12 protein-coding genes are annotated in these 14,805 nt (G+C 35.0%); all 12 read right to left on the bottom strand.

Going from position 1 to position 14,805, the window contains the following annotated elements; translation table 11 throughout:
• Nucleotides 1-16: 16 nt before the first annotated feature.
• Entirely contained in the window at nucleotides 17-1,918 is a 1,902-nt protein-coding gene (gene asnB / locus EO132_RS16705; RefSeq protein ID WP_127138956.1) for an asparagine synthase (glutamine-hydrolyzing), read from the bottom strand.
• Between the two features lie 10 nt (nucleotides 1,919-1,928).
• Entirely contained in the window at nucleotides 1,929-3,074 is a 1,146-nt protein-coding gene (locus EO132_RS16700; protein ID WP_127138955.1) for a glycosyltransferase, read from the bottom strand.
• 7 nt (nucleotides 3,075-3,081) lie between these two features.
• Nucleotides 3,082-4,143 carry a glycosyltransferase gene (locus tag EO132_RS16695; RefSeq protein ID WP_127138954.1) on the bottom strand — a complete coding sequence of 354 codons (1,062 nt, stop codon included), beginning with the start codon at nucleotides 4,141-4,143 and terminating at the stop codon, nucleotides 3,082-3,084.
• A gap of 4 nt (nucleotides 4,144-4,147) precedes the next feature.
• Nucleotides 4,148-4,609, bottom strand: coding sequence for a serine O-acetyltransferase (locus EO132_RS16690; protein ID WP_235856493.1), 462 nt, complete (start codon nucleotides 4,607-4,609; stop codon nucleotides 4,148-4,150).
• A 176-nt stretch (nucleotides 4,610-4,785) separates the two neighbouring features.
• Entirely contained in the window at nucleotides 4,786-6,309 is a 1,524-nt protein-coding gene (locus EO132_RS16685) for a DUF2264 domain-containing protein (RefSeq protein ID WP_127138952.1), read from the bottom strand.
• Nucleotides 6,306-7,505 carry an O-antigen ligase family protein gene (locus EO132_RS16680; RefSeq protein WP_127138951.1) on the bottom strand — a complete coding sequence of 400 codons (1,200 nt, stop codon included), beginning with the start codon at nucleotides 7,503-7,505 and terminating at the stop codon, nucleotides 6,306-6,308. Before EO132_RS16680 ends, EO132_RS16685 begins: the two co-directional genes overlap by 4 nt.
• Nucleotides 7,502-8,575 (bottom strand): glycosyltransferase family 4 protein, encoded by a 1,074-nt coding sequence (locus tag EO132_RS16675; RefSeq protein WP_127138950.1) that lies wholly within the window; start codon nucleotides 8,573-8,575, stop codon nucleotides 7,502-7,504. The genes EO132_RS16680 and EO132_RS16675 overlap by 4 nt, the downstream gene beginning before the upstream one ends.
• Entirely contained in the window at nucleotides 8,572-10,029 is a 1,458-nt protein-coding gene (locus EO132_RS16670; protein ID WP_205780379.1) for a lipopolysaccharide biosynthesis protein, read from the bottom strand. Before EO132_RS16670 ends, EO132_RS16675 begins: the two co-directional genes overlap by 4 nt.
• Nucleotides 10,030-10,084: 55 nt before the next feature.
• Nucleotides 10,085-11,095, bottom strand: coding sequence for a glycosyltransferase (locus EO132_RS16665; RefSeq protein WP_127138948.1), 1,011 nt, complete (start codon nucleotides 11,093-11,095; stop codon nucleotides 10,085-10,087).
• The gene (locus EO132_RS16660) at nucleotides 11,082-12,368 is read right to left on the bottom strand and encodes a nucleotide sugar dehydrogenase (RefSeq protein WP_127138947.1); all 1,287 of its coding nucleotides are present in this window, start codon (nucleotides 12,366-12,368) and stop codon (nucleotides 11,082-11,084) included. The genes EO132_RS16665 and EO132_RS16660 overlap by 14 nt, the downstream gene beginning before the upstream one ends.
• Nucleotides 12,355-13,713 carry a UDP-glucose dehydrogenase family protein gene (locus EO132_RS16655; RefSeq protein ID WP_127138946.1) on the bottom strand — a complete coding sequence of 453 codons (1,359 nt, stop codon included), beginning with the start codon at nucleotides 13,711-13,713 and terminating at the stop codon, nucleotides 12,355-12,357. The genes EO132_RS16660 and EO132_RS16655 overlap by 14 nt, the downstream gene beginning before the upstream one ends.
• A gap of 26 nt (nucleotides 13,714-13,739) precedes the next feature.
• Nucleotides 13,740-14,738 carry an SDR family oxidoreductase gene (locus EO132_RS16650; protein WP_127138945.1) on the bottom strand — a complete coding sequence of 333 codons (999 nt, stop codon included), beginning with the start codon at nucleotides 14,736-14,738 and terminating at the stop codon, nucleotides 13,740-13,742.
• Between the last annotated feature and the right edge of the window lie 67 nt (nucleotides 14,739-14,805).

Genomic DNA, 14,805 nt, shown 5'->3' with positions numbered 1-14,805 from the left:
AGAATGTTTTTTTGTTTTAAATGTTCATGTAAGTGTTCCAATACCATTTTTGAAAGCAGTAAAAGGCCCAAACCCGAAACGTATTGTCCTTTTTCCCCGATAAATGATCTTGGACCAATTTTGTGATTTCCTCAAGTTTAAAAATTGCTTGAAGTTTTAATCTGTCTTTTTCGATATAACTTTCCAATTCTTTACGAAGACTTTGCCTAAGCCAGTCTCCGACCGGAGATCCGAATCCACTTTTACTCTTTTCTAAAAACTTATCTGGGAACTGATCCTTAAAGGCCTCTTTGAGAATATACTTTTTATTCCACCCTTTCATTAAATAGTTTTCAGGAAGTGTGTTGGCAAATTCCCATAATTCCCTATTTAAAAAAGGCGCTCTGCATTCAAGTGAGTTTAGCATACTCGTACGGTCAACTTTCGGGAGCATACCGCCTTCCAAACTCACAATCTTATCAATTTGTCTATAGTCGGTAAGACTCGTTGCTTTGTCTATGTTGAGTTTCTCTTTGTATTCGGAAAACAGATTGGAATCGAAAAGATTGGGTAACATGATTTCTTCCAACAAATTTTGGGTATTGGCCAAGGATATAATGTCCCAATAAAATTCACCTTCATAGTCGATACTATTCAGTAGCTTTCTTATTTTGAATCTTTTTCCGCGAATGTCCTCTTTTGTGGTCAACAACGAATTGGCCATTTTACGAATTGGCTCATGTATACCTTTTGGAATCAATTTAGTATACCTGCTATTCATTTTTCCAATGTAATATTTGTTATAACCGCCAAATACTTCATCTCCTCCATCTCCAGTTAGTGCCACAGTTACATAATCCCTTGTTTTTTTAGAAACCAAATAGGTTGGGAGAGAAGCTGTATCGGAAAATGGTTCGTCAAAATTTATCAATATCTCGTGAATGTTGTCTTTTAGATCATCCTCATCTATTATAAATTCATGGTGGTTACTATTAATAAGTTTTGCTACCAGTTGTGATTTATCTGTCTCATCAAAACGGGTTTTTTTGAAACCGATGGAAAAAGTTTCTATTTTTTTACCAGTAGCTTGCGATAGACATAGAGAAACTATGGAAGAATCCACACCACCTGATAAAAAAGTTCCTAAAGGAACATCTGAAACGGATCTACTATCAACACTATCATAAACCATTTGCCTAACTTTCTTCTTGGCATCATCAAATGAAATGTTCTGAGGATTTGGTTCTGGTTCGTTGTTAATAGGTTTTATGGTATAGCGATGAGTATTAAAGTCATACTCCATAAAATGATTGGCCTCCAATTTATAAACACCATTATAAATGGTATGAGGTGCGGGCACATATGTAAGTCTAAGGAAAAGATTTAATCCTTTCGCTGATATTTCGGGTTTGGAATCTAATAAGTTAACAATGGATTTTAATTCGGACGCCCATATAAAACGATTCTGCATCGCAGTATAATACAAGGGTTTTTCTCCAAAGAAGTCTCGTGCTATATATAGTTTGTTAGTGTTTTTATCATAGATGCTAAATGCAAACATACCATCGAGCTTCTTAAAAGATGCTGTGCCCTCCAATTCATAAAGTTTCAAGATTACTTCCGTGTCACTGGTTGTTTTAAAGGTTGCCCCTTTTTCTATGAGTTCAGATTTTAACTCACGGTAGTTATAAATTTCACCATTAAATACGATTACAATCTGTTTGTCATCCGAAAAAATGGGTTGCTTACCAGATGCCAGGTCAATAATGGATAGACGTCTCATTGCCATTCCCAAAGAAAATGAATCATTGGCTTCGGTAAAAAAACCATCTTCATCCGGGCCTCTATGAATAATAAGATTGTTCATTTTGGCCAAGATGGTTTTCATATCATTTTCGGCAGTTATCTGTTCGGTTATTATTCCATTTATTCCGCACATATACCTTTGGTTAGTTGATTATAAATTGATTGAATTTGGCATAAATACTACCTAATTCATATTCTTTAGCCCTGATGAGGCTTAATTGACTGTATTTTTCTAATTCTGTTGGATTTTCTTTTAGATAATTCAAAGCCTTGGTTAATCCTTCCACATCATTATTGTTAACAAGAATCCCATATTTTGCTTTGTAAAAGGAGCCTTGCATGATATCAACATCTTCATTGTTGTTCAATAGCTCAAGAGGGCCCGACAAGCAGTTGGTGGAAATACTTGGTAAGCCAGCAGCAATTGCTTCCAAAAGTGCATTAGGGAATCCCTCGGTATAGGAGGACAATACAAAACAATCACTTTTGACCAAGTGTTCATTTACATTTTTAACCTTTCCTTTTAACTCAACTTTATCCTCGATATTATATTTTTCTGAAAGTTCTTTCAAGTTTTCTTTTAGAGGTCCATCTCCTAATATGGTCAGATTAAAACCATTGCTGCTCAAACTAGACAAGGCTTTAATTATCATTTCCTGGTTTTTCCGGGTGTTTATACTTCCAACATTTATAACCTTTAAGGTATTTGTGTGCTCTTGATATTTTTTTGGGTCAATTGTATTTTCCGGAAGATCTATGGGGTTATAAATAACTTCCATAGGAATTTTTATTCCGAAGTTCTTTTTTAAATCCTGATTTATATATTCGGAATTTGAAAACAGTTTGTAGCATCTGTTATATAGCATTGGGTAAAACACCTTGGAAATGTATAGTGATAATTTACTTGTTGTGTTATCCGAGGGAAACCCCCTTTCACTCACAAACATTTTGATGGAAGGGTTGAATATCGACAAAATACCATTGACGAGGTTTGGAAAGGCCAAAAAGGAAATGGCATATTGTATCTTCTCTTTCCTTAGCATCTTGTTGTATTTGAACAAGAAACTTATAGCATGGAAAAATTTTAAATGTACAGGTTGTTTAGGGCCTTTTTTGTTGAAGATTACTGTGTTTACTTCCTTTGGAATATCAAAATGAATTTCGTTGTAAAAAAGAAATAAGGTTACATTGTAATCCTTGATCAATTCTTTCAGCAAAAGGCTTATAACTTTTTCTGCACCACCGCTTGTTAGGCTTATGTCTAAAATACTGAGGTTTTTTTTAGTCATCGTATAGCTAAGATTGAACTAGTCTTTTGAATAGAACTTCATACTCATTTATAATTTTATCCGTACTAAATTTTCTTAAAACGGATTCTCGTATACCCTCGGGATCCCAATCTATTTTTTTTTCAAGTTTTGCTATGTATTCCTCCTCGGTGTTAACCAACCATCCGTTTATACCGTTTTCGACGATTTCCTTGGTGCCTCCCGGTACATCAAAGGCAATTACCGGCGTTCCTACCACACAGCTTTCCAATAGTGCGTTGGGAAACCCTTCTACATATGAACCTTGTAAGAAATAATCATTTTCCATAAGATATTTGTTCACTTCGTTTGTGTAAGGAATGTGTGTGATCTTGTCCTTTAGGCCCAAAGACTCTGCCCTTGAAAAAATCTCATCCCTAAGATTTCCATTACCTATGATTGTATATTCAAACTCTTCATCCAGTTTTGATAATATGTTAAGGATTCTAAGGTGTCCTTTGATTTCGACCAGTCTGCCTACGGTAATGAATTTAAGAAATGGATTATTTGTTTCGGGTTTAATGTCCCCGTAGTTGGAAATCGGGTTGTTTATGACTTGAATTTTATGTTTAGGTACGGAAAAATTATTGACCATATCCTGTGCCATATCTTTTGATTGGCAGACAATGGTATTAAGCCTTTTATAGGCGTATTTGGTTAAGCTTTTTGGGTAAAACCTTTTTTTTGTTTTCTTTCTTGCGCTTAAAATAGTGGCTTCCCTACCTACAAATTTTGTTTTTCGGAACAGTGGGGATATAATTGCCATGGCAGTATTTAAGTGTGATATTGAACTCATCACAATATTGGGACTTAACTTTCTCAAAACTTGGACAATCTTTGGAATAGAATATAATACGCGGTCCTGCCCCAAGTATATTACATCGATTTTTTTAATTGTATAAGATTGTTCCGATTGCCCAGAGAGTACCAATAGGGTAGTTTCGAATTCTTTTTCATTCAAATGCTGGGAAATGAAAGAAATAACCTTTTCTGCCCCACCGGCGACTAAAGAAGGTATTACAAAAACAATTTTTATTGGAGAGTGGGACATAGGTTTAGCTTTTTTCAGGGATATGTTTAATGATTCTTGAAATATCAATTCTTTTGATTTCTTTGGCCGGGTTTCCTGCTATCATCATCCCTGGTTCTTTAAAGTCTTTAAAAACGGTGGCATTTGCACCAATCGCTATATTATTGGCAATTGTGATATCCCCATATATTTTAGCTCCCGGACCTATATAGACATTGTCTCCTATTACAGGTGCTTTTTGCCCACCTCCTGATGCACCGATATTGGTACAGGCATGAATTCTACAATTATTCCCGATTTTTGCATTTCTATTGACCACTATGGTTCCGTAATGTACAATGGCAAGGCCAGGACCGAATACATTTTCCGGGATGGAAAACCCCAATTTCAATGCAATCCTTCTGTAACGTAGTTTAATCACTTGGAGCCGAAGCTTATTGAAAACACCTTTTTTACAATTTAGAAAATACTCTTTTTTTCGCAACAATCTTTGGAATTTATAGATATGGTTGGGAACAATAAGACCTATTAATTTGCTTTTAAAATTTGGTTGATTTAAACCAAGAGCCTTCCGGTCTAATTCTAAATATTGAAGGTATTCTTTCTTGGATGTGATCATGGCTTATATGATTAGTGGTTTAGCATTAAATTTAAGTAGTAATGCTATTTTTTATCAGTAGAATGATAAGGCAGATCTTGAGTTGAGTATGTGTGATTTTTGTAGAGCATATCTTGGTTTTTTGGTCTAAAAGGTCTTTGAAAAAAGATTTCTTTTAACTGATTCTTTAAAGAATATTGTTTTAAGGAGATACGATTATGACTTTTATTTGCTAATATTTTCAGTGTTATGTTGCCTGTTCCTTGATTTCCTTGTATCAGCCAACCAATAGTCGGGTTCTCTAACGAGTAATCAGCAACCTCTACGGGCAATTTTTCCTCATCTGCATTCCACAATGGGACATGTTGGTTAACGTAAATTGCGATTATAAATGATCGTAATGACCACAGGCAACTTCCAGCACCTGAATAAGAATCCAATAGGCTAAGATCATCTCGGTAAATACCCTGTGTAACTTTACCATTTTCCAGTGCTCCGTTAGCAATAAAATGCCTCCAAGTTAAATCAAATGATCTAAAAGCAAGACCTGGCGAAATTTCCTCGGGCACAAGAAGTGCTCCTGAAAGCATTGGGCCTGGAGCTGCTAATCGATAACAAACACTCCTGCCCATAATAGGGAAACCTTTTTCCCCAAAAAAGTATTTGTAAAATGACAGAAATTCGGCGTGTGAGTTTTTAATAAAAGTATGATCATATTCAGGGTCTATTTGATCGATCCAAAAAAGACTGTAATGTATAGACCATGCATTGTAATAATCTATCCCTTTTGGGGGGTCGTCAAACCAGCCTGAGCCTAAATAATGTTTCTTTTTGTATCTATGGTACAATGCATTAATCTTGTCAGAAATAGTATAATCTTTAAAACCTAGACTTTCCATTACTTTATAAATTGTAATGGGAAAAAGATTCCAGTTGTTGTCGACAATTTCTCTATCCAAAGCTTGACTTAACCAGTCAATCACCTGATACTTTTCATTGTCGGAATATGTTACCCATATCTGATCTTTACTTAGCCAAAGCCCTAAAGCAATATCCGCTGCTTCTACAATCCGTTGATCTTTGTTCTGTATGGTTCCCCAATAATCTGGATTGTTTGGGTCTGTTCCCGATAAAATAGCTTCTCTTATAATTTCTTTTAAATTGATATTCTTATTATCCACGGTTAAGTAATCTTTACCTGTTGAAAACCATACAGAAGCCAAAGGAAAAAATCGTGCAAATCCTTCAAGAGCATTTATTTTTCTTCCTCGAGTACTTATTTCCCCAGTGTAATAAGTTAGAGCTCCACTAGTTGTTTTGTATGACAAATAACCATCAACGAAATAGTTAAACAAATGGTTGTAACGTTCAAAATTAGAATGTTGATTCCTGCTTGCTAAAAAATAGTCTTTGATATGTTGGTCTTTTGTTTTTTGCTCTTTCAATATGCTAATCCTCACATCCCATCCTTCTACAGGTTTTATACGAGTTTTTATGTACAAAAAAAATAAACCCAAAAGAAGAAAAGCTGACAATATTAGTAACTTAAATAAGTTTCTATTACTGATTTTTGAAATCAATTGCTTCATAATTCTTGATTATGTATAGAGGGATTGGAATAACGTATTTTTTCATCAATAAAGTATCCTAAATAAATATAGAGTACGATAATGTATGGTTGATTGATAACCGTTTGAAGACTAAACATGAAAATTAAAAGAGTCATCAAAATGGAGAATACTAATGGTTTTTCGTAAATTTTTAGTTTAAAAGCCCTGAAAAAATGGAGGAGGGTGACACCTACAAAAGTCAATAATGCCAAAATTCCTGAATCTGCCCATATATTAATGAATGTGTTATGGCTTCTTGTTTCTGAACCAAATCCAATACCGTAACCCGTAAACGGATTGTCGTAAATATATCCCATTGTTTGTAACACTAAATCATCTCTACCAGAGCTATCTACTTGATTAAAATTAAAAGACAATAGGTTTTCTATATTCTTAACTTTCATCATTTGTAACTCTTTAAGGTTCAGTGGTTCAACTAAAAAAGTTATATTAATGAGGCATATATAGATAAGAGGTATAAGAATTACACTAAATAAAAGTCGTTCTTTTGTAAAGAACTTATTATTAAGAATGGCAATTACCACTACAAAAATGAATAGTCCTGTTGTTGAAAAGGTAATGAATAATGAATAGATCGTTAGTATCAATGCTGAATATCTCAAAATTTTAATTTTTGGATAATAGTGTGTGTATAAGAAGATATACCCAATAATAGATATTAAAGCACTATTGTTTGCATCCCCGATCATTCCTTCAGCCCTATTTACGCCAAAAGGCAAAAATGTATTAGACCCGGCATCATAGCCAATATGGAAAAGAAAAATTGTTAAAACATTGTAAAGGAAAAAAGCAAGTATCATGGTATTTAGAAAACCATCTCGATTACTTTTCTTTTTGAAAAATATTAGAAAAGAAAAAAGATATACTAATTGAACTACGGTCATCGGTATATACTCAAAATAATTATACCTTATGGAAGCCAAAAGCCCTAACACATAATATATGAAATTATAAACCAGCCAAGAATTAACTGTAATAGATGAATCACCTTTCTCTTTAATAAATTGTAGTGCTGCAAAAAGCAGTAAAAATAAATTCAGGTATGCTATTAACTGGGCTAGTACAAGCGAATAATTTAAACCAATGAACCGTTGAACACCAGATGTATTAAATATGAAAGCGTAAACAAATATTAATTTTCCTAATCTTTTCATGCTCGCTGAATAATCTCATGAAATAATTCAAACCATCGCTCAGTTATTTTATCTATATGAAAGCGTTCAACATTTTTGATAGCATTATTAGCCAATTTTTTCCTTAGATCAGGGTCAGAGATAAGCATTTGAATTTCCGAAGTCATTTTCTCTTGATTTTGGTCTTCAACTAAAATGCCATCTACTTGATCATGTATAATATCTCCAGGGCCGGTAACACAATCAAAAGCAATACAAGCCATTCCCTGAGACATTGCTTCTACAAGTACCATTGGTAATCCTTCGTACCTTGATGGGAGAATAAATATATCTGAACTTTGCATGATTTTATTGACATCCTTCCTAAATCCCATAAACTCAACATGATTGGAAATATTTAATTCATTTGCAATTGTTTTTAAAGTTTTCATTTCTTCATCTCCCTTGCCAAGTATTTTAAGTTTCCATTCTGGAAATTTTTGAAATATAGGTTTTACTATATACATCATTTGATCAAACCCTTTGGTCTTATACCTGTTTAAAGAGCCTACTGCTAAAATGACTTTGTCCCTAGCATGAGTGTTTTTTTGTAAACCTTTAAAGGTTGCAGGATTTGGCATAACCACAACATTTGCATTATATTTCCGATAATAAGGGACATCAAAATTGGTTAATACAGTAATAGCGTCAGCAGACCTATAAATATATTTTTTTGTGAATTTGTCAGTTTGAAAGGTATTCCTTAAATGACTATTGTGCTCACAACCTATTATTTTTATCCGATATAATTTGGCGGTTAAGATGGATATCAAGTTGGTAAGAGTTATGAATGAAAGGATTAAATCCGGTCTATTTTCCTTTTTTCGATAGAAGCTTAAAAGATTAAATAAGCTTCTGACTGTATGATTGGGAATATTTCCATGATGAAGCTTTACTCTTTTGATTTTATTGTTTAATTCATATTGGTCCCCTTGATTAAACGTGATAAACGTAACGGATATATTTTTTTTGATAAAATCATTTGCTAGAAGTGCAGAGACTCTTTCCGCACCACCACCTCTAAGTGAAGAAATAATAAAATGAATTTTCATTTAAATAGTTTTTTTAATCTTACCATCACATTTCTGAACCCTTTGTTTAATAGATAAATACAGGGAAAATAGATTAGGAAAACAGTAAAAAATGATTTAATTCCATAAATCATTAATTCAAAAAGAGTTGAGGATTGTAATATAATGTAATTGGATATTAAATATCTGGAAATAAATAATGAAATAATAAATGATATGGTTAATCTGAAAAACCCTATCCAATAATTCCAAACACTTTCTTTGAAACCATGTTTGTACAAATAATATGGACGCCAAATCATAATTACTAAGGAAAAAGCTATTAAAGTACCCATTAATACCCCCGCTAATTCAAAATAGTGTAACAAAATTATGGAAGAGGTCAAGTTAATAATGCTTTGAACTATGGGTGCTCCTATATCCTGAAAAAGCCCATAGGCGTCTTTAAAATGATCGACGGGAACACGTATTTGTGATATGAACATGTTGGTCAAAAAAATTGTTAGGACCATTGGCTTTAACACATACTTTTCTCCTAGCCAAAAGACAATAAATGGTTCAACTAGATAAAAAAGAATCATGAATAGGGTGCCCGCAATAAAAAAGCGTAGTGACATCATTTCCCAAAACACCTTTTTTATGTTGGTCTTGTCGTTTTCTGCAACAAGGTTACCGATTCCAGCTGCTGTACCGGCAAAGGTGGTATTTACTAATTGCAGTAGCCTGCTGAAAATCAGTTGATAATTGCCATAAAAAGCCACCATTTCAACGCTTATGAATGAGAAGATTAAAATTTGATCAGTACCATTAGTCACAAAGCCTCCAAGCTTATGTATAGAGATTTGCTTTACTTTTTTGATGAGTTCAGGGTATACTTTCAATAATGATTTTCCAGAATGGGTGCTGCTTTCTAACCATGGATATTCCTTGAACACCCTTTTTCTTAAGAAAAAACTAAATGAAATATGATACAATAATTCGAGTGTAATCCATAAAAAGATGTTTTTGAAATATAAAACCGTTACTGCCTGAAGTATTATTTTTATTAGGTTTATAGACTGGGCATAGGAAGTTATTATGTAGTTTTTTTGGTCGGCTTCCAATAAAAAAAGATGATAATTGAAGAAGAAGTTCAAGAGCAATCCGGCCAAAAAAGTATAAAATGCGTAATAAGGTATCCACAAACCAACGGAAAGGTCGTCAAAGATCAAGGGAAAAAATAGAGAAAGGACCACACCTGCTCCAAGAATGATAAAACCAATCTTTTGGTATAAAAAGCCAAATAATGTGATGAGCTGGTTTATAGATTTTCTATCATCATCAAACAATGGTTTGTACAGCGTATATCCAACTGCAGCTCCAATACCAAGCTCAGCAAGATTTAAAAACTTTAGAAAGCTTTGAAGCGTTCCTGTCAAGCCAATAAATTCATCTCCCAGTCCATCTAAAAATATTTTGCGTGAAAAAAATTGCACAAATAAGAACAGTATGTAGAAGAACATACTGAACTTAATATTCTTAATGGCATTTTTAACCCTGGACATTCCTTACGAGTTTAATCAATTTTATCTGTGCTTCTATTCGAAATATATTCAAATGAAGGAACAAGGAGTAACACCAAAATGGCAAAACTTCAATCAGAGTCCCATACATTGATATTTTGGGGGCCTCCGTGCGAATTGTCTCCCTTATTTCTCTACGAATGTTGCCATCTTTGTCCAATTCTTTGTTCAAAAAAAGATTATTGTAGTGGAAGGTTAAAAATTGGACCAAATACTTTTTTGAATTTTTTCTAATGGTTTCATTACTATGCCTTGTTTTTTCGATTACATACATAGCAGCATCTCTTGCGTTGAGTTTATTTTGGGTGTATTTTCCTCTTATAATACTGTCGTTATTTCCCATATTATAGATATATAGGGGAGAGTCTAAATACCCTATCCTTTCCACCATATTTATAGTGTCTATGGTATAGAACACATCCTGATGAATTTTATATGGAATAAAAAATCGGTCTTCAATCAAACTTCGATGATAAATTCTTCTCCAAACCGCAAATAGCCGTTCTCCAATAATACGTTCCATTGCAACTTCCCTATCCTCAATTCTTTTAGAAAAATCAAAGCAGGTATCCACTTTGTCCAATTGGGTTGTCCTAATGGAATTACATTCAACAATTTTTAAATTGTTTTCCAACGCAAAATCCAATAGGTCTTTAATGTAATTTTTTTCTACCAAGTCATCGCTGTCAACAAATGCAATATATTCTCCAGTAGAATTGCGGATACCATTATTTCTGGCAATACTTGACCCTCCATTTGCTTGATGGATTACCTTTATTCTGGAGTCCAGTTGTACTGCATTATCACATATTTTACCACTGTTATCTTTTGAACCATCATTGATAAGTATGATTTCTAAGTTTTGATGACTTTGGGCTTTTAAACTCTCAATGCACCTGTTCAGGTATTGTGAAACATTATAAACAGGCACAATTATACTAACAAGAGGAGTGTGATTATTTATATTACAAACGCCCATTTACCAGTTTAGAATTATATACACTTTTTACATCGTAAAAGACCCCATTTTCTTTTTTAAAATTTTCCAATTTTAAGTCAAGGAATTCCTTGTGGGCAACAGTCAAAACGATTGCATCATATTTTTGATTAGGTAATTCTTTTGTAGAGATAAGACCATATTCGTGTTCTACTTCTTTTGGAAACGCCCAGGGATCATATATATCAATAATAGCACCATATTCGTTTAAATTTCTAACAACGTCCACAGCTTTTGTATTTCTTACATCTGGACAATTTTCTTTGAACGTGATACCGAGAACAAGGATGTTAGCACCCTTTACTTTGATGTCATGCTGTACCATTAATTTCACAACTTCGGTTGCGATATATTTACCCATTCCATCATTCATTCTCCTCCCTGCCAATATGATTTCAGGGTGGTAGCCATACTCTTGAGCTTTTTGAGCAAGGTAAAATGGGTCCACGCCAATGCAGTGTCCACCGACCAATCCGGGTTTAAATGGTAAAAAGTTCCATTTAGTTCCGGCAGCATTCAACACATCGTGGGTATCTATGCCCATAAGATTGAAAATCTTAGCCAGTTCGTTTACAAAGGCAATATTGATATCCCTTTGTGAGTTCTCAATGACCTTGGCAGCTTCAGCAACTTTAATGGTTGGCGCTAAATGAGTGCCTGCAGTAATCACGGAGGCGTATAAATCATCTATATTTTTACCGATTTCCGGTGTTGATCCAGAAGTAACCTTCAGAATTTTATCCACAGTGTGTTCTTTGTCCCCCGGGTTTATCCGTTCAGGAGAATAGCCTACATAAAAGTCTTTGTTAAATGTAAGTCCGCTGACCCTTTCTAATATGGGTACACACTCATCTTCGGTTACACCTGGATATACGGTTGACTCATAAATAACTATATCTCCTTTTTTTAAGACTTGGCCAACTGTCTCGCTGGCTTTGTAAAGAGGGGTCAATATAGGCCGATTGGTACTGTCTACCGGAGTGGGCACAGTAACCACATAATAATTGCAATCGGCAATATCCTCGTTTTTATATGAGCAATACAGCCCCTTTTCCATGTATGGGCTATCGACAAGCACATTTTGTAGAATATGGTCTTCAACTTCCAATGTGCTGTCTGTACCTGTATTAAGTTCTAATACTCTTCCCTGATTAATGTCGAAGCCAACCACCGGATATTTAGTAGCGAACAACCGGGCCAGGGGTAGGCCAACGTAACCAAGGCCTACTATTGCAATTTTTTTATTGGATTTCATTTTGGCTTTGATTATTGGTTTTTTTTCCAATTTGATGATATTCAAATCCCATCGATTTTAATTTTTCGTCGTTGTATTGATTTCTACCATCAAAAATCACGGGATTTTTCAATTGTTTTTTCAATTCACCAAAATCTGGAGCACGAAACTCTTTCCATTCCGTAAGTAAGATCATGGCATCTGCATTCTCCAATGTAGCATACTTGGCTTGAAAGTAATTTACATTTGGAGTATCCTTTAAGTAGAAGTGTTGTGCCTCGTCAATAGCCTTCGGGTCATAGGCATTCACGATTGCTCCCCTTTTCACCAATTCTTTTATTATGTAAATTGCTGGGGCTTCGCGCATATCGTCTGTACCGGGTTTAAATGCTAGTCCCCAAACAGCAAATGTTTTACCACTTAGGTCCTCACCATGCTTCGCAATTATTTTTTTGGCAATCACAAATTTTTGTTGGTCATTGACGTCTTCAACGGCCTTGATAAGCCTAGGAGAATAGCCATGTTCTTCAGCTGTTTTTTTGAGTGCCTTGACATCTTTTGGAAAACAAGAACCACCGTACCCACTGCCTGGGTAAATAAAACTATATCCTATTCGGCTGTCGGAACCTATACCTATTCTTACTTTGTTTACATCTGCATCGACCAATTCACATATATTTGCCACTTCGTTCATGAAAGAAATTTTTGTGGCTAACATGGCGTTTGCTACGTACTTTGTCATTTCCGCTGATCGTACATCCATGGTGATTAAGCGATCCATACTGCTTCTGAAAAATGGAGAATATAGTGAACGCATTATGGCTGTCGCATTTTCGTCATCCGAACCGATAACTACACGGTCGGGCTTCATGAAATCGTTGATAGCGTCCCCTTCTTTAAGAAATTCAGGATTTGAAACTACGTGAAATTCTATGTCGGAATTTCTTTTTTTCAACGCATCGCTAATAGTTGCCCTTACCTTATCGGCGGTTCCAACGGGCACGGTTGATTTATCTACAACGACCAAAGGAGTGGTCATATATTTCCCAATGTCAGCGGCAACTTGAAGTACGTATTTAAGGTCAGCGGAGCCATCTTCCCCCATGGGTGTTCCTACAGCTATAAATGCAACATCACAATTTTCCAGATTTTTGCTGATATCAGTACTGAACAAAAGTGTTTTGTTCTCTATGTTTCGCCGAACCATTGCTTCCAGTCCGGGTTCATAGATAGGAATGATACCTTTTTCAAGGTTGTCTATTTTGTTTGCATCAACATCAATACAGGTTACGGTATTACCCATTTCGGCAAAGCAGGTTCCACTAACCAAACCGACATACCCTGTTCCAATTACGGTTAATTTCATTAGATTGTTTTTTTGTTTATCAGATTTTATTTTAGATTATGGTAATACCATGCTATGGCATTTTTTAGCCCTTGGTCTATACTGAATTGGGGTTGATAGTCCAATAAGTTTTTTGCTCGCTCTATGGAAGCCAGTGAGTGGGGAACATCCCCTGACCTGACCGGGCCATAGTTGATACCGATATCCGCTATTTTGGAATCGTATTCGCTTAAGTGTTTTTTTAATGATGCAACTAACTCGTTTAAAGTTGTCCGTTCTCCAAATGCCACATTATAAACTTTGTTTACGGCTTTTTTATTGTTGCTTTTAATAGCGAGAATGTTCATTTGTACCACGTTGTCTATGTAGGTAAAGTCCCTGGAATATGTGCCGTCTCCGTTGATTACTGGTGATTCATGGTTGATTAATTGCATTACAAATTTTGGTATTACCGCGGCATATGCTCCATTAGGGTCCTGCCTACGTCCAAAAACATTAAAATACCTCAGGCCAATGGTTTCCAGATTATATGCTTTTGAAAATATTTCGGCATAAAGCTCGTTGACATATTTTGTTATTGCATAAGGAGATAATGGCTTCCCGATTTCATCCTCTACTTTTGGAAGTTTTTTTGAGTCACCATAGGTTGATGAGCTTGCTGCATACACAAAGCGTTTTACCCCGGCATCTCGTGATGCCACCAACATGTTTAAAAAGCCGCTAATATTAACTTCGTTACTGGTAATGGGGTCGTTCAATGATCTTGGCACAGAGCCCAAAGCAGCTTGGTGTAACACAAAATCCGCATTCTCTACCGCTTTATGACATGTTTTCAAATCTCTGATATCTCCCTCGACGAAGGTAAAGTTATCTGAGTTCAAAAGATGTTCGATATTCGATTTTTTACCTGTTGCGAGATTATCTAGACAAGTTACGGTGTTACCATTTTTAACCAACCAATCGCATAGATTGGAACCGATAAATCCAGCTCCACCTGTTACCAATACGTGGAATTTAGGATTGAAGGATAGGTCGTTTAATTTCATAGTTAGGTTTTGGGGTATAAAGGTTGGAAAAGAATTTCAATAAAAGTTAAAAATTATACAACTTTCA

It is taken from the genome of Flagellimonas oceanensis, assembly GCF_003992595.1.
Lineage (GTDB): Bacteria > Bacteroidota > Bacteroidia > Flavobacteriales > Flavobacteriaceae > Flagellimonas > Flagellimonas oceanensis.
This window is presented reverse-complemented; position numbering and strand designations above follow the sequence as displayed.

Coding starts and splice junctions, on each gene's coding strand:
- EO132_RS16665 (WP_127138948.1), bottom strand. CDS start 11,095: ATGGGCGTTTGTAATATAAATAATCACACTCCTCTTGTTAGTATAATT.
- EO132_RS16675 (WP_127138950.1), bottom strand. CDS start 8,575: ATGAAAATTCATTTTATTATTTCTTCACTTAGAGGTGGTGGTGCGGAA.
- EO132_RS16695 (WP_127138954.1), bottom strand. CDS start 4,143: ATGTCCCACTCTCCAATAAAAATTGTTTTTGTAATACCTTCTTTAGTC.
- EO132_RS16660 (WP_127138947.1), bottom strand. CDS start 12,368: ATGAAATCCAATAAAAAAATTGCAATAGTAGGCCTTGGTTACGTTGGC.
- EO132_RS16650 (WP_127138945.1), bottom strand. CDS start 14,738: ATGAAATTAAACGACCTATCCTTCAATCCTAAATTCCACGTATTGGTA.
- EO132_RS16700 (WP_127138955.1), bottom strand. CDS start 3,074: ATGACTAAAAAAAACCTCAGTATTTTAGACATAAGCCTAACAAGCGGT.
- EO132_RS16655 (WP_127138946.1), bottom strand. CDS start 13,713: ATGAAATTAACCGTAATTGGAACAGGGTATGTCGGTTTGGTTAGTGGA.
- EO132_RS16680 (WP_127138951.1), bottom strand. CDS start 7,505: ATGAAAAGATTAGGAAAATTAATATTTGTTTACGCTTTCATATTTAAT.
- asnB (WP_127138956.1), bottom strand. CDS start 1,918: ATGTGCGGAATAAATGGAATAATAACCGAACAGATAACTGCCGAAAAT.
- EO132_RS16685 (WP_127138952.1), bottom strand. CDS start 6,309: ATGAAGCAATTGATTTCAAAAATCAGTAATAGAAACTTATTTAAGTTA.